The sequence below is a fragment of the Tateyamaria sp. Alg231-49 genome (genome assembly GCF_900143535.1).
GTDB lineage: Bacteria > Pseudomonadota > Alphaproteobacteria > Rhodobacterales > Rhodobacteraceae > Tateyamaria.
The window spans coordinates 38042-56385 of record NZ_FRFA01000003.1 but is presented as its reverse complement, the minus strand read 5'-3'; the positions used below and the strand labels follow the sequence as shown (position 1 = coordinate 56385).

The window sequence follows — 18344 nt, the reverse complement described above, 5'->3', positions numbered from 1 at the left end:
TGATCCGCATTCCTTACGGTTGGGCGGCGTGACATGGTCACGCTGCCCAAAGTAACGGCTCGCTATTCGGCCCCGGCTTAGGGGTCACCTCAGAGGAACGACCGATATGGCAGATAACAACAACGCAGCAGGTGAGGTCGCCCTAGGCGCCCCTCCCGGCATGCCACAGCTGGATGTAGGCACGTTTGGCAACCAGATTTTCTGGTTGGTGCTGGCGCTTGTCGCCATCTACTTTGTGCTGTCGCGCGTCGCACTGCCCCGCATTGCGGCCATTCTGGCCGAGCGTCAGGGTACGATCACAAATGACATTGCCGCCGCCGAAGACCTGAAGGTCAAGGCGGAGGAGGCGGAAGCCGCGTATGAAAAGGCGTTGGCCGATGCCCGTGCCGAAGCACAGCGGATTGCCGGCGAGACCAAGGCCAAGATTCAGGCTGATCTGGATGTCGCCATCGAAAAAGCCGACGCCAGCATTGCTGCGAAAGCCGCCGAAAGCGAAGCTGCTATTGCCGAAATCCGCGCCGGTGCGCTGGTGGCTGTGGCAGAAGTCGCCAAGGACACCGCTGCTGAAATCGTCTCGACAATGGGCGGCGCTGCAGATGCGTCCACCATCGACGCGGCAGTTTCGACCCGGATGAAAGGATAGTCTGATGCGCATTCATACTCTGACATTCGCGACAGTGCTGTCCGCCATCGCCGCCCCGGCGCTGGCTGCGTCCAAGAACCCGTTTTCCGCGGAGTTCTGGAAGCTGAGCAATACAGACTTTATCGTCTCGATTGCTTTCATCCTGTTCATCGGTGTCCTGTTCTACTTCAAAGTACCGAGCATGCTGTCCAAAATGCTGGATGACCGCGCAGGCGGCATTCAGTCTGAACTGGACGAAGCACGTGCATTGCGTGACGAAGCACAGGCGCTGCTGGCCTCGTACGAGCGGAAGCACAAGGAAGTGCAGGAACAGGCAGACAAGATCGTGGCTCAGGCCAAGGTTGATGCTGAAGCGGCTGCTGATCAGGCACGCGCCGATCTGGAACGCTCGATAGAGCGTCGCATGGCCTCTGCCGAAGATCAGATTGCCTCTGCTCAGGCCGGTGCGATCAAGGAAGTGCGCGATCAGGCGGTTTCGGTCGCCATCGCTGCGGCACGCGATGTGATCGCCAAGCAGATGACGGCAGCCAATGCTAACAAGCTGGTCGACGACGCCATTGCGCAAGTGGATTCCAAGCTGCACTGAGTGCTGCTCCACGCTATGCTTTTTAAACCCGGTCCGTCCTAGACGTGGCTGGGTTTTTTTATGCGGGATTGATGAAATCTGGAGGCGTTTGCCTCAGGACAGCGAACCGTTTGGGTGGGCCGATAGAGCTGCGGTCAACCGTTGGTTTCGTGATCCAGCCGCTGGAGGGCGATGGTTTCGTTGCTTTCGCCCCGTTTCTGGTCTCGCAGGGCCCGTTCAACGTAGTCGAGATGCGCATGGACCGCCGCCCGCGCAGCCTCCGGGTCGCGCCCTTGCAGCGCGTCGTTGATGGCGCGGTGCTGGTCCAGAAGAGCCTGACGGGTGGTGCGTTGTTTGAACATCACTTGCCGGTTGTAGAAGACCCCATCGCGCAGCAATTGGTACATTGAGCGCATCATGTGCAGCATGACGACGTTATGGCTCGCTTCGGTGATGGCCATGTGGAACTGCGCGTCCAGCCGGGCCTCTTCATCGCTGTTGCGTTTGGGGTGAGCGGCCACCATCTTTTCAAAGACGGCGTTGACCACAGCCAGATCGGTGTCCGAGGCAAGGCGCGCGGCCCGCTCGGCGGCGAGCCCTTCAAGGTCGCGACGAAAGCTGAGGTAGTCAAACACGGCCTCGTCATGGCGGGCAAAGAGTTCGGTCAGGGCTGGTGCAAAGGCCGAGCCAAGAACGTCTGCCACAAAGATTCCAGCACCGGGGCGCGCTGTCAGCAGACCGCTGTCCTGTAGCGTACCAATCGCATCCCGCAAGGACGGGCGTGATACGTTCATCCGTTCTGCCAGTTCCCGTTCGGGGGGAAGGCGTTCGCCGGGGCGCAGGATTCCGCGCAGGATCAGTTGCTCGATCTGCCGGATCACGGCAGAGGACAGCTTTTCGGGTTGCACGGGGCGAAAGGGCATCGGGTCACCTGTTCAGAATTGGTAAATTCATATGACCAATCCCAAAAGGGCGCAATTGCTAGTGTAAGGTGGACGTGTCATCCGCGCCGATTAAGGCGATATTAACCATGCTGGGACAAGGGTACGTCATGCGACGCTGTCTTTTGTTCCTTGCGATGTCTTGCGGAGTGGCCTGCAATACAGCAGGGCCACACTTTCGCGGATTGCCTGCGACGACAGTCACAGTCGATGGATCGACCTTTGACATCCGCGTCAACGGACGTTTGGCCGAAGCGATCCGCACCAATGCCGAATACGCGCCTCGCTTTGGTCCCGTACAAACGCGGGCGCAAAAGGCGATGGAGTTGGTCAGCGGGTGCCGCGTCAAGGAAGTTCGCGGGGATCAGGCACAAGCGACCGGCCTGCTAGACTGCGGCAAAGGCGGGCCAGCGCCGGATCGCCTGAAACGGCAGGGTGAGTATGACTGCCTGCCCCTTGATTCCTACATCAGTCCAGCCACGAATGAGGTCGTGCTGGATCTGGATTGCACCCTGATTTAGCGCTAATCAGCGCAATATCTTGTGGATAAGCCGCCACGAGGCCCTGTTTGTGGGGCAATCTCGTTGACATGCGGCGGTCTCAGTGGTCACCATAAGGGTCACGAGTGAACTAGTAGAACAGGCCGCCCTTGCGCTTTTCCAAACTCAGACTGACAGGGTTTAAATCCTTTGTCGATCCAACCGATCTGATCATCGCAGACGGTTTGACTGGTGTTGTGGGCCCCAATGGTTGTGGCAAATCCAACCTGCTTGAGGCGCTGCGGTGGGTGATGGGTGAAAACCGCCCCACGTCGATGCGCGGCGGCGGGATGGAGGACGTGATCTTTGCCGGTGCAGCGACGCGCCCTGCACGCAACTTTGCCGAAGTTTCCTTGCAAATCGACAACACGGATCGGCTCGCTCCGGCGGGCTTCAATGATGCGGATGCGCTCGACATTGTGCGCCGCATCACGCGCGATGTGGGAAGTGCCTACAAGGCTGCGGGAAAAGATGTGCGTGCGCGCGATGTGCAGATGCTGTTTGCCGATGCCTCAACAGGCGCACACTCTCCGGCACTGGTCGGTCAGGGTCGCATTGCCGAGTTGATCAATGCCAAGCCCAAGAACCGACGCCGTATTCTGGAAGAAGCGGCTGGTATCTCGGGGCTTTATCAACGCCGTCACGAGGCGGAGTTGAAGCTGAAAGGGGCCGAGCAAAATCTGGGCCGTGTCGATGACGTGATCGAACAGCTCGCTGCACAACTATCCCAACTGGCCCGCCAGGCGCGACAGGCGGCACGCTATCGCGAAATCGGCACCGAGTTGCGTCAAGCGGAGGGGCAGCTTTTGTACCGCCGTTGGCGCGAGGCAGATATTGCCCGCAGTGCAGCGGATGACGAATTGCGCGCGCGTACCACAGCTGCGGCCCAAGCTGAGGCTTCTGTTCGCGATGCGGCCAAGGCGCGTCAGTCGGCAGAAGACGCGTTGCCGCCGTTGCGTGAAGAAGAGGCGATTGCGGCAGCGATCCTGCAGCGCCTCGCCGTGCAGCGTGATACGCTCAGCGATCAGGAAGCCCAAGCCGCCCAGGCCATCGAAACATTGACCCAGCGCATCACGCAAATGGCTCGCGATATTGAGCGTGAAGGTGGGCTGAATCGCGACGCCGGCGAAACGATTGAGCGCCTTGAATGGGAAGCGAACGAGATCGCAAAGGCCAGCGAGGGGCACGAGGCCTTGTTGGAAGAGGCCGCGACCCTTGCGCGCGATGCCGGTCAGATCTTGCAGTTGCGCGAGTCCGATCAGGGAGAAAAGACCGAGGATGTGGCCCGGCTTGCCGCACGCCACGGTTCGGCCCAGCGTCTGCTCGAAGACAGCCGTAAGGTTGAACAAAGGTCCGAGTCCGAAGCGATTAAAGCCCGTGATGCTGTGGCGACCAGTCAGGCAGCGTTGGACAAGGCCGGGACAGATTTCAGTGCTGCCCAAGCGGCCGTCCAGCAAGCCGAAGCAACCGCTTTGCGCGCTGATGAGACGCTGATCGCTGCCGAAGAGGCCCGCGCCGAAACTCAGGCGATGGAGGCCGATGGACGCGCTCAGCGTTCGGAAGCAGAAGGGGAGATGAACGCCCTGCGGGCCGAAGCTGGCGCGTTGGCCAAGCTGGTCGAACGTGATACGGCAGAGGGTGGGCAGATACTTGATCGCTTGCAGGTCCAGCAGGGGTTTGAAAAGGCGCTTGGCGCCGCAATGGCCGACGATCTGCGCAGTCCCGAGGTGGAAGCGGATGGCCCGTCTGGGTGGGCCGTATTGCCGGCTTATGCGACAGAGCAACCCTTGCCCAACGGCGTCACGCCTCTGACACAGCACGTGTCAGTGCCGGATGTTCTGGGCCGCCGGATGAGCCAGATTGGTCTGTGCGACGCAGACGACGCGGCGCGATTGCAACCTTTGCTAAAACCGGGTCAGCGGCTGGTATCGACCGAGGGCGACCTTTGGCGTTGGGATGGGTTTCGCGCATGGGCGGAAGACGCTCCGAGCGCGGCTGCGTTGCGCCTGCAGCAGCTCAACCGGCTTGAAGAGTTGAAGCAATCTCTGGAACGGGCGACCGCCCATGCGGAAGGCGCGCGGCAGGCCCATGAGGCATTGACGCAGCGCCTCACTGATTTGACCGAAGCTGACAAACAAGCCCGCCATGCGCGGCGCGAGGCCGACCGGATGGTGGCCGAAGCAGCCCGCGCCCTGAGCCGGGCGGAAGCGGATCGCAATCTGGCAGCAGGTCGGCTTGAGTCTCTGGGTCTGGCTGTCACCCGCCATGAAGAAGATGCAATGGCGGCGCGCGCGCGGGTGTCCGAGGCTGAAAGTGCTATGGCTGACCTGCCGGACCTTGAGACAGCCCGGGCCGAGGTCGAAGACCTGCGCATGACTGTCGAGGCGGCACGGATCACCATGATGTCCCGCCGCTCTGCCCATGATGATCTGCGTCGCACGGGCGAAGCGCGCACCAAACGTTCTCAGGAAATTACAAAAGAGATCAGCGGCTGGCGTCACCGTCTTGAGACGGCAGAAAAGCGCAGCGCAGAGTTGATGGAGCGCAAGACAGCCTCCGAGGCCGAGCTGAAAACGGCGCAAGCCGCCCCAGAGGAACTTGCAGCCAAGCGCGATGCTTTGGGGCAGGAGATTTCGGTGGCCGAGGCGCGCAAAGCCGAAGCAACAAATGCGCTGTCAGAGGCCGAAGGCCAGTTGCGCAATACCTCTACAGGTGAACGCGAAGCCGAACGTATTGCATCCGAAGCGCGCGAAGCCCGTGCGCGGTCTGAGGCGCGGTCGGAGGCCGCTCGCGACACAGTTGCCCTTGCCGCCGAACGCATCGCAGATGATCAGCAAATGACGCCAAACCAGCTGTTGACCGCCTTGGACGTGAACCCGGATCAGATGCCCGCCGCCGGTGCGCTTGAAGCGGATGTGAACCGTCTAAAACGTCAACGCGACGCGCTGGGTGCCGTGAACCTGCGGGCCGAAGAAGACGCCAAAGAGGTGCAGACGGAACATGACACGCTGGTCAATGAAAAGAACGATCTGGAAGAGGCGATCAAAACCCTGCGCAGTGGCATCGCAAGCCTGAACCGCGAAGGGCGGGAGCGTCTGTTGACTGCGTTTGAGCAGGTCAATTCCAACTTTTCGATGCTCTTCACGCACCTGTTTGGCGGCGGGGAAGCAAACCTTGTCATGGTAGAAAGCGACGACCCGCTGGAAGCCGGACTTGAGATCATGTGTCAACCACCCGGCAAGAAGCTGAGTACTCTCAGCCTGCTCAGCGGCGGCGAGCAAACGCTGACCGCGATGGCGCTGATCTTTGCCGTGTTCCTCGCCAACCCGGCGCCGATTTGTGTGCTGGACGAAGTTGACGCGCCATTGGACGATGCAAACGTCACGCGCTTCTGCGACTTGCTGGACGAGATGTGCCGCCGCACTGACACCCGCTTCCTCATCATCACGCACCATGCGGTGACTATGTCGAGGATGGACCGTCTATTCGGCGTGACGATGGCGGAACAAGGTGTCAGCCAGTTGGTGTCGGTCGATCTGAAAAAGGCCGAGACGCTGGTGGCATAAGTCGGTCACCATGACGTGACCCCGTCGTGTGTGTGCGCCATGATAGCGTCGCCTTATGCGACTGATCCCATTGCTCCTTTGCCTCGCCACGCCTCTTTCCGCACAGGATTGGGCTATGCGATCTTCCGACACTATTCTGGACCGTGGCGCAGTGTCCGCTCTGATCGACGGAAATACCCTCACCTTCTTTGACGACGGTCAGTCGAAGTTTTCTGCGGGGGGAGCGTATTCCTACACATATGCCAATGGGGGCGGGACGGCCTTTGGTAGCTATGACATCGCCGAGGATGGGACAGTGTGTATCGCCTATCGCAACGGGTTTGGCCGCTGCGACAGATACGTGGAAAATGCGGGGCGCTTTGTACTGCTGACTGAAAAGGGCGAGCGGTTTCCGATCCGCCCTTAAAGCTTGTTGAGCAGGGTGGGCGTGGGCCATGCATCTGCGGGCAAGCCCAGCCGCTTTTGCTCCGCTTGTACGGCTGCACGCGTCCCGGCCCCCAAAATGCCGTCGATCTTGCCCACGTTATGCCCGCGCGCTTGTAACTTGGATTGCAGCCGTTTCATGGCTGCGCCATCCAACCCCGTATCTGGTTTCCCAGCGTCATAGATCTGGGCGCCGTCCAGACGCGTCGCGAAATAGGCCGCTGTCAGGACATAGGTAAACGATTGATTCCATTCGAAATAGACGTTGAAATTCGGGTAGGCGAGGAAGGCAGGGCCTTTGTGTCCCTGCGGAAGAATAAGAGAGGCGGGCAGATTGCTGAGCGACCCGCTGCGCGCACGTACGCCGCGTTCTTGCCAGTCCTGTGCCGTCATGACGGTACCCAGACCGCTGAGCGACCAGTCCATTTGTGCGGGCACTGTAACCTCTTGCAGCCACGGCTCACCCGCGCGCCAGCCAAGATGTTGCAGCATCTTGCCGCCTGACATCAGCGCGTCGGGGGCGGACGTTTTGAGCCGGACTGCCCCGTCTCCATCGCCGTCCACACCGTTGATCAGGATGTCTTGGGGCAGCATCTGAACCATGCCGATTTCACCGGCCCACGCGCCGGTGGTGCGGCGTGGATCAAAGCCGCCTTGGGCAAAAAGCTCCATCGCGGCAAAGACTTGGGGGCGGAACAGCTCGGGGCGGCGGCAATCATGCGCGAGCGTGACGAGGGCGTTGGCGGTGTTGAAGTCGCCTTGGAACGCGCCGTAATCGGTCTCGAACGCCCAAAACGCGAGAAGCACGTGGCGATCCACGCCGTAACGCTGTTCGATCTGGTCGAAGATACTTTTGTACTTGCGTGCGTTGGCGCGGCCCGCGTCGATGCGGTTTTGCGAGATCAAGCGGCGAGAGAAGTCGATGAAAGGACGTTGAAAGACGCCTTGGGCCCGATCCGCGCGCAGCACTTTTGGATCTTGCTGCACACCTGATAGGAACGCATCCGCGGTGTCCTTGGCGATGCCGCGAGTTGTGGCCTCGGCCGCCAATCCGGATTTAAACGCGTTGAACCCACCGCCGCACTGAGCCCAAGCGCCAAGCGGCAGCGCACAAAGGGCAAGCCCCGCAATGACCCGCGTTAAAACACCCATATCAGTCCTCCGATACATACGCACAAGGCCATTGCCAGCCCCCAAGCTTTCCACACGATTGCGATGGCGGCGTCAATGTCATGCGGGGCGAGGGTGCGACGGCCCGCGCCGTTGACCCATGCAAGCTCTTGAACCTTGCCGTGATAGCTGCGCGGGCCTGCAAGGGCGATCTTGAGCGTGTGCGCCATGGCGGCTTCGGGCCAGCCTGCGTTGGGAGAACGGTGGAGGCGGGCATCTTGCTGTACGTTGTGCCACGCACTTGTGCTACGTCCTGCAACTGCGATCAGGGCAGCAGTTACCCGCGCCGGTATCCAGTTCAGAACATCGTCGAGCCGGGCTGCCGCCCAGCCGAATGCGGCGTATTTGGGTGTGAGATAGCCGATCATGCTGTCAGCAGTGTTGACCGCCTTGTAGATGGCGATGCCCGGCAGGCCACCGACTGCGAACCAGAAGGCTGGGGCGATAACTCCGTCGCTGAAATTCTCCGACAGGCTTTCTATGGCGGAGCGGGACGTGGCAGAGGTGTCGGACGTAGAGACATCACGGCTCACGATCAGAGCCACGGCTTGGCGCCCGGCCTGTTCGGATTCTCTTAGCCCTGCGGCAACGGCACCCACGTGATCAACCAGTGACTTTTGCGCCAACAGGATTGCAGCGATGACAATGGTGACGGCTGTACCAAGGTGTTGAAGCAGCCAACCGGTCACTCCAGCCACCGTCACCAGAACGAGGACCGCGATGACTCCTTTGAGCCTCTGCATCTCTCCGTGGTTCAGTGTGCGATCCAGTGCCGAAACGACCCGCCCCATGATCACTGCAGGGTGCGGCACACGGGACCATAGCCAATGTGGCTCGCCCATTACCGCGTCGAGAATGAAAGCCAGTGCAAGCAGAAGCAGGCCGTTCAAAACGCAGCCTCAAGCCGGTCCCAGGCGTCAGGCGCAGGCAGGCCCAATCTGATCCAGTTGTCGGCATAGGGAAAGATGCGCGTCCAGATGTGATGGCGCGCCAGTCGTTCCTGCCATCTGGCAGCATCCTCTATCTGGTAAAGGCGGAATAGGGTCGTTCCGCCCAGGAGCGTGGCGCCCTGATTGCAGATCAGTGCATCTAGCCGATCTGAGTCTTTGGTAAGCCGTTGGCGTGTATTATCGGCCCATGCAGTATCACGCAGAGCGCGCGTACCGACCTCGAGTGCCACACCTGAAACGGGCCACGGCCCAAGCATCTCGCGCAATTGCCCGATCAGAGCCGCGTCCCCTATGGCAAAGCCAAGTCGCAACCCGGCCAGACCCCAGAATTTTCCAAAGCTCTTGAGCACAATAGTGCCGGGTTCTGCGGCGAGTCTGACAAGGCTATTTTCGGGCGTTACGTCGCAAAAGCTTTCGTCGATGATGCTGAACGGGGTCTTAACATCCGATGCGGTCCACAACCGCCCATCCGGGTTGTTGGGATGCACGAGAACCCGTGCCTGAGCTTCCCCGTCACGCTGGATTTGCCAGTCACAGTTCGAAAAGCTGGCGGCGTGTTCGTTATAAGTTGGATGTGGAATGTGCACAGATGCTGCGGACTTCAACCGAGGTATCTGGGCAATGAGGGCGGATGCACCCGGTGCGGCAATAATATCTGCGCCATGTGGAATGTCCCAATAGGCTCTGGCGGCGGCGTGAAGGCGATCGACCAACCCAGTATCTGGCAGCGCGGTCCATGCCTGTTCTGAAAGTGCTGGAACAGGGTAGGCGACCGGATTAATGCCGGTCGAAAGGTCGACCCAATCCGCGCGTTGCCCGCCAAACTGACGAATAGCGGCATCCAGGCCACCTCCATGATCACGCTTGGTCGTCACGTTTGGCCTTCCCTATTCCTGTGCCGAAGATCGGCGGTTTTACGCTCGCAGAAAGCGGATTGGCGCGAATATGGCAAGTCGAAGCGCTGGCGTTAAGCAATTAAGCGCGTCGTTAACTAATTGTTAATGGATTGGGCCACACTTACTGTCGATGAGCTGTGTGTCTGCAAGCTCTGGAGACAAGATGAAAGTTCTGATCGTAGAGAGCCGCCCCGAGCTGCGAAAGCTGTGGGTGCGGCACCTTGACCGGCAAGGGTATGCGGTGACGCAAGCCTACAACCAAGATGATGCGGTGTCGCATCTGTCCAAAGATACAGCCGATATTATCGTTTTGGATCGGGTACTTGAACAAGGCAGCGTACTGGCCGTGGCGGATTTTGCCAGCTACCGTCAGCCTGATGCGCGCGTGATTTTCGTGACGGATACGACGTTTTTCTCGGATGGTTCGATCTTTAATCACTTCAGCAATGCGTGCGCCTTCCTGCCCGCAGGAACTCCACCCGAAGACCTCGCAGCTATGGTCGCGCATTATGGCCATCACTAACCCCGCCCGTGAGGTTCCATGAAATCAATCTGCGGATTGATCGGGATTATGCGGTGCGGATTGATGGATTCGTGGCTGTAGTGATAGTGGCGCACGATATGGTCCATGTTGACCGTTTCGGCGATGCCAGGCCACTGGTAAAGTTCGCGCGTGTAGGCCCAAAGGTTAGGATAATCGATCACGCGTTTACGATTGCATTTGAAATGCAGGTGATAAACGGAATCGAACCGCACGAGGGTGGTGAACAGACGCCAATCGGCCTCGGTGATCTGATCCCCCATGAGGTACCTGTTCTCTGACAGCCGGGCGTCGAGCCAGTCCATTGTCTCGAACAGTGGGTGCACTGCGGCGTCATAGGCTGCTTGCGTGGTGGCAAAGCCGGATTTGTAGACGCCGTTGTTCAACGTGTCATAGATGCGGTCATTCACGGGTGCGATGTCGTCGCGCATTGCGACGGGCCAATAGTCATCCGTGTTGCCGGTGATCCCGTCGAATGCACTGTTGAACATCCGGATGATCTCGGAGCTTTCATTGCTGACGATGGTATTCTGGTCCTTGTCCCACAGAATCGGAACGGTCACGCGGCCAGTGAATTTGGGTTCGGCGCGTGTGTAAATATCGCGGGCGAAGGGCAGGCCGAACAGGTCGTCCCCAGTGGCTCCGTGCTCGTCTGTTTCAAAGGTCCAGCCGTCAGACAGCATGTCGGGATGCACGACCGAGACAGTTATGTGATCTGTTAACCCTTTGAGGGCGCGAAAGATCAGTGCGCGGTGCGCCCAAGGGCAGGCATAAGAAACGTAGAGGTGATAGCGTCCGCTTTCGGCCTTGAAGCCAGCCTCGCCAGATGGGCCTGCGGTGCCATCCGCTGTCACCCAGTTGCGAAACACGGCGTCTTTGCGTTTGAACGCCCCGCCGGTGGACTTTGTATCGTACCATTGGTCCGCCCAAACGCCGTCGATCAACAATCCCATCGTGCTTCCCTACTTTGTTTCTGAAAATGCCTTAACCCACGCAAAGTTACACATATATAGAGCTATACGCGCAGGTCACCTGCGCGGCTGCACACGCAATGAGTCACGCGAAAGCCACAGGGTAAATGAGTCCTGCCTAAGTGCCAGAATTTACTGGACCGAAACCATGTTTGGCGCATGTTTTGCGTAAATGAATTCGAAGGAGCCGCTGCCATGACAACCTTTGTCCCAAAAGAAGTACAAGCCGGACTGGATAGCGCAAGGGTGCAGTCGCTGAAGTCTGGATCTCGGTTGCGTATCTTGGCAGATGGCAAGCATCATCCTGTTCTACGGATGTGGGAAACTGGGTTTTCCGTGGATGCAGAAACCGCACCGAACCTGCGCGGTTATGTGGATCTATATGATGGCGCGATCCATCTCTTTCAGTGTCTGATCATCGCCTCAGAAGAGGAAATGGGCGAGATGCGGTTTGAGTTCAAGCAGCTGACGGCGGTGTCAAACACCGCCCCGCTGGATTTTGAACGCTCCGAGGATGCGCCCGTCGCCTTGATCGAAGCGCAGAAATAGCCGCCGTTACTGTAAGTCGCCAAACGCGGCGGCCAGACGATCCACCGCTTCCTGTACCCGCGACCTGGGCGTGGCGATGTTGAACCGCAGCCAACTGTCGCCGCCCTTGCCGAAGGTAGGCCCGTGATTAACGGCGATGCATGCGTCCTTCTCGACCCTGCGCGTAAACTCTTCTCGCGCCATGCCTGTATCCTCGAAGCTGACCCATGACAGGTATGTCGCCTCCAGATCCATGGATTTAAGACCGGGAATGGCCTTTATTCCCGCGTCAAATAGACGACGGTTGCCGTCAAGATAAGCGATTAGATCATCAACCCATGCCGCACCCTCAGGTGAATAAGCCGCTGTTACCATGAATAGCCCGAAGGCATTGGGCGACATCCCGAGAGCCATCATGCGCGCAGCGAATTTGGCACGTAAGTCTGGGTCGGCGATGATCACATTCCCGATGTGCGAGCCAGAAAGGTTGAACGTCTTGTTGGTCGAAGTCATCATGATCAGCCGATCCTCGATCCCTTCGATGGCTGTCATTGGAATGTGAACATGACCCGGCATGACAAGGTCATGGTGAATCTCGTCTGAAACTATGATCAGTTCGTGACGTTTGGCGAACGCAGCGACTCCGGCCAATTCTGCACGGCTCCAGACCCGGCCACCAGGATTGTGAGGCGAGCATAGAATCACCATCCGCTCGGACCCGTCCATCTGGGCGTCGTAGGCGTCAAAATCCATTTCATAGCGGCCGTTGGTTTGCTGCATTTCGCACTCCACAACCCGCCGCCCGTTGGCTCTGATCACCTTTGCAAAGGCGTGATAAACTGGGGTGAACAAAACAACGCCGTCATTTGGTTTGGTAAATGTGTCCACGCACATTGCGGTGCCATTCACGAGCCCGTGGGTCGAAAAGATATGCTCGGGCTCGATGGACCAACCATGTCGGTTTTCCATCCACCACTGGATCGCTGCGCGGTACTTACTGTCATCCCCGAAATACCCGAAGACGCCATGATCAACCTGAGCCTGGACGGCGTCCCGAATACACTGAGGGGGGCGGAAGTCCATGTCGGCCACCCACATGGCCAGCCCCTTGTCCTGTGGAACGCCATAAATCTTCTCCATCATGTCCCATTTGACACAATGGCTGCCTTTGCGGTCGATAATTTCGTCAAAATTCATGGGAAGCCTTCCACACGTGAGTCGGCGCACGCTACCAACGCCGCTCCCGAGCGCAAGGGGACATTGCGACCCGCATCGTCTTGTCCTACATCGGGGGCATGAAACGTCCTATTATCCTGCACCCCGACCCGCGTTTGAAAAAGGCGTCAGAGCCTGTGGCTGATCTGTCAGATGAGTTACGTGTGTTGGCCAAAGATATGCTGGAAACGATGTATGACGCGCCGGGCATTGGTCTGGCAGCGCCGCAAGTGGGATTGCTGACGCGCCTGATTGTACTGGATTGCGTCAAGGCAGAAGGGGAAAAGCCCCGCCCGCTGATTATGTTTAATCCAGAGGTCATCGCCGCATCTGACGAAACGAACGTCTACGAAGAAGGTTGCCTGTCGATACCTGAACAGTTCGCCGATGTGACCCGCCCCGCGGAGGTCGAGGTGCGATGGATGGATGAGAACGGTGTGGAACATACCGAAGGTATGGATGGGCTTTGGGCCACATGCGTGCAGCACGAGATTGACCACCTTGAGGGCAAGTTGTTCATCGACTACCTCAAGCCGCTCAAGCGCCAGATGATCACCCGCAAGATGGTAAAGTTCAAACGCGAAAAGGCCCGTGACAAGGCATGACTGTGCGCACGATCCTGACATGGCCTGATGGCGGGTTGAGTGCGATGTGTACGCCCGTTGAAGCCATCACGGATGAGATTCGGATACTCGCGGCTGACATGCTTGAAACGATGTATGCTGCGCCGGGGCGGGGCCTCGCGGCTCCTCAGATTGGTGTTCTGCAACGCTTGTTTGTGATGGATGCTACTTGGAAAGAGGGTACAGCTACCCCTGTCATCTGCATCAACCCCGAAGTGATTTCACGTGGCTCCGAAGAGACAACCAACGCGGAAGGGTGCCTGTCGATCCCTGGCGTAACCGCCAACGTGACGCGTCCCACAGAAGTGCGCATGGTATGGACCGATCTTTCGGGTCGCGTGCATGAAGAAGACCTAACCGGTTTTTCTGCACTCTGCGCTCAACATGAACTGGACCATCTGGATGGGATCGTAACGCTGGACCGCGTGGATGCCGAACAGCGCGCAGAAATTCTAGCTGCTTACGAGGCCGCCTGATGGCCATTCGCCCAATCCTGCGCTGGCCTGACAAGCGTCTTCGCCTGCCAACCTCGGATGTAGAATCGATTACCGATGACATTCACACAATCTGGGCCGATATGGTCGACACGATGGATGCTATGCCCGGGCAGGGTATCGGCCTTGGTGCACCGCAGATCGGCTTTATGCAGCGCCTCGCTGTTGTGGACGTCACTCCGGACCGGTCGCGCCGTATTCTGCTTGCCAACCCTGAAGTGTTGTCGGCAAGCGAAGAACTGGAAGCTGGTATTGAGGCAAGCCCTTGTTTGCCGGGAGTGCATGCAGAAGTTATGCGACCCAAAGCCATTGCCGTTCGGTTTCTAAACGAGTCTGGTATGGTTGACCGACGCGATTTTGCCGGGCTTGAAGCGCGCTCGGTCTTGCACCAGATCGACCATCTGGCGGGCCGAATGTATTTCGACAACCTAGGCCGGGTGAAGCGTGATATGCTGCTGCGCCGTGCGCGCAAGGTGAGCTGACATGCGTTTGATCTTTATGGGGACCCCGGATTTTTCTGTTCCGGCACTCGAAGCCCTGCACGCGGCGGGTCACGAAATTGTCTGCGTCTATTCCCAACCGCCCCGGCCTGCCGGACGTGGGAAAAAGGATCGGCCCAGCCCGGTCCAGGCGCGGGCGGAGGCATTGGGATTGCCTGTCCGAGATCCGGTTTCATTGCGTGATGCCGACGCGCAGGCGGAATTTGCGGCTCTTGAGGCCGAGATCGCAGTGGTTGTGGCCTATGGGTTGATCCTGCCGCAACCGATTTTGGATGCTCCGACGCATGGATGCCTGAACATTCACGCCAGCCTGTTGCCGCGTTGGCGGGGGGCCGCCCCGATCCATCGCGCCATCATGGCTGGGGATGCAGAAACGGGCGTGTGCATCATGCAAATGGAAGCCGGACTGGATACTGGCCCGGTGCTGCTGCGCGATGCCACTCCGATTGAAGCTGGTGAAACGACAGCGGTGTTGCATGATCGCCTGTCTGTGATTGGCGCGACGTTAATCGTGTCTGCGTTGGCGCGACTTCCTGACCTCACCCCAGAGGCACAGCCCGACGCAGGCGTGACCTACGCCCACAAGATCGACAAGACAGAGGCGGCCATTGACTGGAGCCTGTCTGCGACTGAGGTCGATCGGCAAATTCGTGGGCTTTCGGCCTTTCCGGGGGCGTGGTTTGAACGGGATGGTGTGCGGATCAAGGTGCTTGGATCGACGCTGGTCAGCGGCGAGGGCGCGCCGGGCATTGTGCTGGACGATGCGCTGAGTGTTGCTTGTGGAACGGGGGCGGTGCGCCTAACGCGCTTGCAACGGGCTGGCAAAGGCGCGCAGGATGCGGACGTGTTTCTGCGCGGCACACCGTTGCCGCCGGGCGCGCAGTTGTAACAAAGGATCGCCCATGTTTCCCACCATGATCGGCACCGTCGTCATTGCAGGTATCGTTGGCTATCTGGCGGAAAAGTCGGGTTTTACTCGCAACGGAATTCTGCAATCGATCATCATCTGTGTCGGCGGCGCGTTTCTGTTTTACTTTGTCCGCTTGATGTTCGGCTTTGGCTTTAGCAGTCCGGGCGTGAATGCCATCGTGTCGTCTGTGGGCGCATTGATCATTGTCCCAACACACTGGCGCAAACGCTAGAGCCTTCCAGTTGTCTGGTCGAAGTCTTCGATGAGTAATGTGGGGGCGGCGGTATCCGCCTGTATGGGAAGTAGCGCGACCAGCATGATGAGACTGGCGACTGCCACGATCAGCAGTGGTGTTGTGTTGGCTTTGATGTTCATTTTGGTGACACTCCCTTGTTGATCCGAAATCTAAGAGCCGGGGCAGGAAGCGTTAGGGGAACATTTTTGGCCAATTGTCACTTTTGGCCGCGCACAACTGTTGCACAACCGCATTTTGTGCAAAACCAATTTAAATCAAATAGTTGTGTGGTTTTCGTCCGTGAGTGATGGCCTGGGTGCGTGGGAAACTGTCCACAACTTTCCCCATCATTACCCCGGTTTGTTTCGCCCTATTTCGGCTTGAACGGTGCCATGCCTGCGCGCGCTAATTCGTCCGCCCGCTCGTTTTCAGCGTGGCCAGCGTGCCCCTTGACCCACTTCCATGTCACGCTGTGGCGCGCTTGCGCTTCATCCAGGCGCTGCCACAGATCGGCATTGGCCACAGGTTTTTTCGCAGCATTTTTCCACCCGTTGCGTTTCCATCCGTGGATCCAGCTGGTGATCCCGTTTTTGACGTAGTTGCTGTCAGTGACCACAGTGATGGTGCTGGCCCGCTCAAGCGCCTCAAGCGCTGTGATCGCAGCCATCAACTCCATCTTGTTGTTGGTGGTTTGCGCTTCGCCGCCTTTCAACTCGCGTTCCTTGACGATCTGGCCTCCGTCCATCGCGCGCAGCAAGGCACCCCAGCCACCGGGGCCGGGATTGCCGGAACAGGCGCCGTCGGTGTAGGCAAACAGCTCAGGCACGGTTGCGCGCCTGCAAGACGATGAAAGGTGCCAGTTTGCCATCCAGCCCCTTTTCCTCGCCAGTGCGTGAATACTCGACTGTGAAACCTGTTTGCCCAAGCAGTGCCAACAGCGCGCTTTCGGTCATGTAGGAATAAAGCCGCCCGATCCCGTCGCGTTTTTCACCCACGCCCAGTTTGGTGCCGAAATGCAAAAGGCCACCGGGCTTGAGAGCGCGGGCGATAGAAGTGAATTGGTCAGGCCATGCGGTGAGGGGGGTGTGCAACATCGAAAAGTTGCACCAGATGCCGTCATAAGCGTCCGCTTCACGCAAATCGGAATAGGTTGCTTCGCGTGCTCTGACGCCTGTCCGCTCGGCAGCCATCGCAACCATCTCGGGCACTGGGTCCCAGGCTTCGGCTTCCATTCCTGCGGCCGCCATCGCGCCTGCGGCAAAGCCGGGTCCGCACCCGATATCCAGCGTGCGCGCCCCTTGGGGCAGGGCAGAGATAAAGCGGAGCAGGCTTGGGCTTGCTTCCTCTCCACTGGTCAATTTGGCGTATTCGGCGGCTTTAGCCGCGTAGACGGATAGGGTTTTAGCGTCACTCATATCAAATCACCGTCAGGGTCAGGCAGGCCACAACGATGGCCGTCAAAAGGGTGCGCAGGGCCATCCACCACGGCGGCGTGAGGCCCCAGCGGGAAAAGGCGAAATCCAGCATCAGGACACCAAGAAAGCCAAAGATCAGGTTGGTGGCTGCACCAGTGGGCCCACCGCCCGTCATGAAGAACGCCCAGAGCGCGGGTAAGACCGAAAGGGTGTAACCGGTTGCCGCCTGAGCGCCGCTCGCTTTGGTGGCAAAGCCCCAGAGCACGCCGGACATGAATGACAGGATGACCGAGCCATAAAACAACTGCACGTATGGGCCAATAAAACGCGGGCCGAGGTATTGGAGGCCTAGGGCAGCAAGGTCGTCGACCATCACGGTTGCCGCGCCCCAGACAAAAGGAATTAGGCCCAGCAGGCCAAGGATCAGAGGAGCGCGTGGGATGTGTGTCATAACTTGGATATCGGGGTCGCGATGTTGCTTGCGCGGTAGGCAGTATTAAAGCTGTGCTGCCATCCGTTTTGGTTGGTCATTGCGTTCATGCTCCATTCCACTGGTTTGATCACGTCATCTGATCCGTGCCAGCCCACGCTCATGCTCTTTCCAACGCAAGCCGAGCAGCGAGAGCTGCAAAGATCGCAGCAAAACTGCGCGACAGCCACCGCATCACGGTGTCCGAACCAAGGACCCAGTCGCGCGCTAAGGCGGCAAAAGCTCCATAGAGGACGAATACTGCGAATGTCATTCCCATAAAGACGAAGCCTAACAGGCTCATTTCCGCCGTGGCGGTCGCTGGGTTGCCGGACAGGAACGGAGGCAACAGGGCGAGAAAGAAGATCGACAGTTTGGGGTTCAAGATGTTGATCAAGGCCCCACGCCGGGCGATGCGCCACCCGGCCTCGGCCTTTGTCTCGGATGAAATGGCCAACGCCCCGCCTTCGCGCAAGCTGCCCCATGCGAGGTAGAGAAGGTAAGCGACGCCTGCGAATTTCACGATGTTGAACAGCAACGCCGAGGTATGCAGGATCGCAGCCAGTCCCAGTGTTGCGGCGGCCAAGTGTGGCACGATCCCGAACGTGCACCCCAAAGCGGCCCAAAATGCAGCGCGGCGACCCTGACCCAGACCAAGCGCGAGGGTGTAAATCACCCCGGTGCCCGGCGCGATGACGACAACCATTGCTGTCAGCAGGAATTGCAGTGAAATCATGGCGGCGCCTTTGT

Annotated in this window: 24 protein-coding genes; 12 read left to right on the top strand and 12 right to left on the bottom strand. The window is 58.9% G+C overall.

The genetic code is table 11. The features are described 5' to 3' along the window. The first annotated feature begins 106 nt into the window (after positions 1-106). Both DHN60_RS06190 and DHN60_RS06185 read left to right on the top strand, forming a co-directional pair. On the top strand, positions 107-643 hold the full coding sequence (locus tag DHN60_RS06190) for a F0F1 ATP synthase subunit B' (RefSeq protein ID WP_108836420.1): 537 nt from the start codon (positions 107-109) through the stop codon (positions 641-643). Positions 644-647: 4 nt separating this feature from the next. Beyond that, positions 648-1229, top strand: coding sequence for a F0F1 ATP synthase subunit B (locus tag DHN60_RS06185; protein WP_108836419.1), 582 nt, complete (start codon positions 648-650; stop codon positions 1227-1229). A gap of 134 nt (positions 1230-1363) precedes the next feature. Here DHN60_RS06185 and DHN60_RS06180 read toward each other — a convergent pair whose 3' ends face one another. Then, positions 1364-2131, bottom strand: coding sequence for an FCD domain-containing protein (locus DHN60_RS06180; protein ID WP_108836418.1), 768 nt, complete (start codon positions 2129-2131; stop codon positions 1364-1366). Between the two features lie 107 nt (positions 2132-2238). Between DHN60_RS06180 and DHN60_RS06175 the strand changes: the two genes are divergently transcribed. From DHN60_RS06175 to DHN60_RS06165, 3 genes are all read left to right on the top strand, one after another. Further along, complete coding sequence (locus DHN60_RS06175; protein WP_234423548.1) at positions 2239-2670, top strand: hypothetical protein; 432 nt, start codon at positions 2239-2241, stop codon at positions 2668-2670. Positions 2671-2798: 128 nt separating this feature from the next. Continuing rightward, a complete protein-coding gene (gene smc, locus DHN60_RS06170) occupies positions 2799-6254 on the top strand; it encodes a chromosome segregation protein SMC (protein ID WP_108836417.1) in 3456 nt (1151 codons plus the stop codon). A gap of 115 nt (positions 6255-6369) precedes the next feature. Continuing rightward, complete coding sequence (locus DHN60_RS06165; RefSeq protein ID WP_234423547.1) at positions 6370-6660, top strand: hypothetical protein; 291 nt, start codon at positions 6370-6372, stop codon at positions 6658-6660. On the opposite strand, the gene DHN60_RS06160 is transcribed toward DHN60_RS06165, so the two are convergent. The 3 genes from DHN60_RS06160 to cobD are packed head-to-tail and all read right to left on the bottom strand — an operon-like array spanning position 6657 to position 9672. Then, a complete protein-coding gene (locus tag DHN60_RS06160; RefSeq protein WP_108836415.1) occupies positions 6657-7829 on the bottom strand; it encodes a lytic murein transglycosylase in 1173 nt (390 codons plus the stop codon). The genes DHN60_RS06165 and DHN60_RS06160 overlap by 4 nt on opposite strands. After that, positions 7817-8737 carry an adenosylcobinamide-phosphate synthase CbiB gene (gene cbiB, locus DHN60_RS06155; RefSeq protein ID WP_108836414.1) on the bottom strand — a complete coding sequence of 307 codons (921 nt, stop codon included), beginning with the start codon at positions 8735-8737 and terminating at the stop codon, positions 7817-7819. Before cbiB ends, DHN60_RS06160 begins: the two co-directional genes overlap by 13 nt. After that, the gene (gene cobD, locus DHN60_RS06150) at positions 8734-9672 is read right to left on the bottom strand and encodes a threonine-phosphate decarboxylase CobD (protein WP_108836413.1); all 939 of its coding nucleotides are present in this window, start codon (positions 9670-9672) and stop codon (positions 8734-8736) included. Before cobD ends, cbiB begins: the two co-directional genes overlap by 4 nt. Before the next feature lie 184 nt (positions 9673-9856). Here cobD and DHN60_RS06145 point away from each other — a divergent pair, with 184 nt between their 5' ends. After that, entirely contained in the window at positions 9857-10216 is a 360-nt protein-coding gene (locus tag DHN60_RS06145) for a response regulator (protein WP_108836720.1), read from the top strand. On the opposite strand, the gene DHN60_RS06140 is transcribed toward DHN60_RS06145, so the two are convergent. After that, positions 10213-11187 carry a glutathione S-transferase family protein gene (locus DHN60_RS06140; protein WP_108836412.1) on the bottom strand — a complete coding sequence of 325 codons (975 nt, stop codon included), beginning with the start codon at positions 11185-11187 and terminating at the stop codon, positions 10213-10215. The genes DHN60_RS06145 and DHN60_RS06140 overlap by 4 nt on opposite strands. A 213-nt stretch (positions 11188-11400) precedes the next feature. On the opposite strand from DHN60_RS06140, the gene DHN60_RS06135 reads away from it, so the two are divergent. Next, positions 11401-11754, top strand: coding sequence for a hypothetical protein (locus DHN60_RS06135; RefSeq protein WP_108836719.1), 354 nt, complete (start codon positions 11401-11403; stop codon positions 11752-11754). Positions 11755-11760: 6 nt separating this feature from the next. Here DHN60_RS06135 and DHN60_RS06130 read toward each other — a convergent pair whose 3' ends face one another. Continuing rightward, positions 11761-12930 carry a MalY/PatB family protein gene (locus tag DHN60_RS06130; RefSeq protein ID WP_108836411.1) on the bottom strand — a complete coding sequence of 390 codons (1170 nt, stop codon included), beginning with the start codon at positions 12928-12930 and terminating at the stop codon, positions 11761-11763. Between the two features lie 98 nt (positions 12931-13028). Between DHN60_RS06130 and def (DHN60_RS06125) the strand changes: the two genes are divergently transcribed. From def (DHN60_RS06125) to DHN60_RS06105, 5 genes are read left to right on the top strand one after another with little or no spacing between them, the layout of a single operon-like run. Beyond that, a complete protein-coding gene (gene def / locus DHN60_RS06125) occupies positions 13029-13553 on the top strand; it encodes a peptide deformylase (RefSeq protein WP_108836410.1) in 525 nt (174 codons plus the stop codon). Continuing rightward, on the top strand, positions 13550-14047 hold the full coding sequence (gene def, locus DHN60_RS06120; RefSeq protein ID WP_108836409.1) for a peptide deformylase: 498 nt from the start codon (positions 13550-13552) through the stop codon (positions 14045-14047). The genes def (DHN60_RS06125) and def (DHN60_RS06120) overlap by 4 nt, the downstream gene beginning before the upstream one ends. Continuing rightward, a complete protein-coding gene (gene def, locus DHN60_RS06115; protein ID WP_108836408.1) occupies positions 14047-14547 on the top strand; it encodes a peptide deformylase in 501 nt (166 codons plus the stop codon). Before def (DHN60_RS06120) ends, def (DHN60_RS06115) begins: the two co-directional genes overlap by 1 nt. Before the next feature lies 1 nt (position 14548). Next, positions 14549-15454, top strand: coding sequence for a methionyl-tRNA formyltransferase (gene fmt / locus DHN60_RS06110; protein WP_108836407.1), 906 nt, complete (start codon positions 14549-14551; stop codon positions 15452-15454). A 13-nt stretch (positions 15455-15467) separates the two neighbouring features. Beyond that, a complete protein-coding gene (locus tag DHN60_RS06105) occupies positions 15468-15707 on the top strand; it encodes a hypothetical protein (protein WP_108836406.1) in 240 nt (79 codons plus the stop codon). On the opposite strand, the gene DHN60_RS22250 is transcribed toward DHN60_RS06105, so the two are convergent. The 6 genes from DHN60_RS22250 to DHN60_RS06085 all read right to left on the bottom strand — a co-directional run bounded on the left by DHN60_RS22250 (position 15704) and on the right by DHN60_RS06085 (position 18330). Further along, on the bottom strand, positions 15704-15850 hold the full coding sequence (locus DHN60_RS22250; RefSeq protein WP_159089131.1) for a hypothetical protein: 147 nt from the start codon (positions 15848-15850) through the stop codon (positions 15704-15706). The genes DHN60_RS06105 and DHN60_RS22250 overlap by 4 nt on opposite strands. 230 nt (positions 15851-16080) lie before the next feature. Then, positions 16081-16536 (bottom strand): ribonuclease HI, encoded by a 456-nt coding sequence (gene rnhA / locus DHN60_RS06100; RefSeq protein WP_108836405.1) that lies wholly within the window; start codon positions 16534-16536, stop codon positions 16081-16083. Beyond that, entirely contained in the window at positions 16529-17125 is a 597-nt protein-coding gene (locus DHN60_RS06095; protein WP_108836404.1) for a bifunctional 2-polyprenyl-6-hydroxyphenol methylase/3-demethylubiquinol 3-O-methyltransferase UbiG, read from the bottom strand. Before DHN60_RS06095 ends, rnhA begins: the two co-directional genes overlap by 8 nt. 1 nt (position 17126) lies before the next feature. Further along, positions 17127-17576 carry a DUF3429 domain-containing protein gene (locus tag DHN60_RS06090; protein WP_108836403.1) on the bottom strand — a complete coding sequence of 150 codons (450 nt, stop codon included), beginning with the start codon at positions 17574-17576 and terminating at the stop codon, positions 17127-17129. After that, positions 17573-17719 carry a hypothetical protein gene (locus DHN60_RS22245; RefSeq protein WP_159089130.1) on the bottom strand — a complete coding sequence of 49 codons (147 nt, stop codon included), beginning with the start codon at positions 17717-17719 and terminating at the stop codon, positions 17573-17575. Before DHN60_RS22245 ends, DHN60_RS06090 begins: the two co-directional genes overlap by 4 nt. Next, on the bottom strand, positions 17716-18330 hold the full coding sequence (locus tag DHN60_RS06085; RefSeq protein ID WP_108836718.1) for a LysE family translocator: 615 nt from the start codon (positions 18328-18330) through the stop codon (positions 17716-17718). Before DHN60_RS06085 ends, DHN60_RS22245 begins: the two co-directional genes overlap by 4 nt. Positions 18331-18344 lie beyond the last annotated feature (14 nt).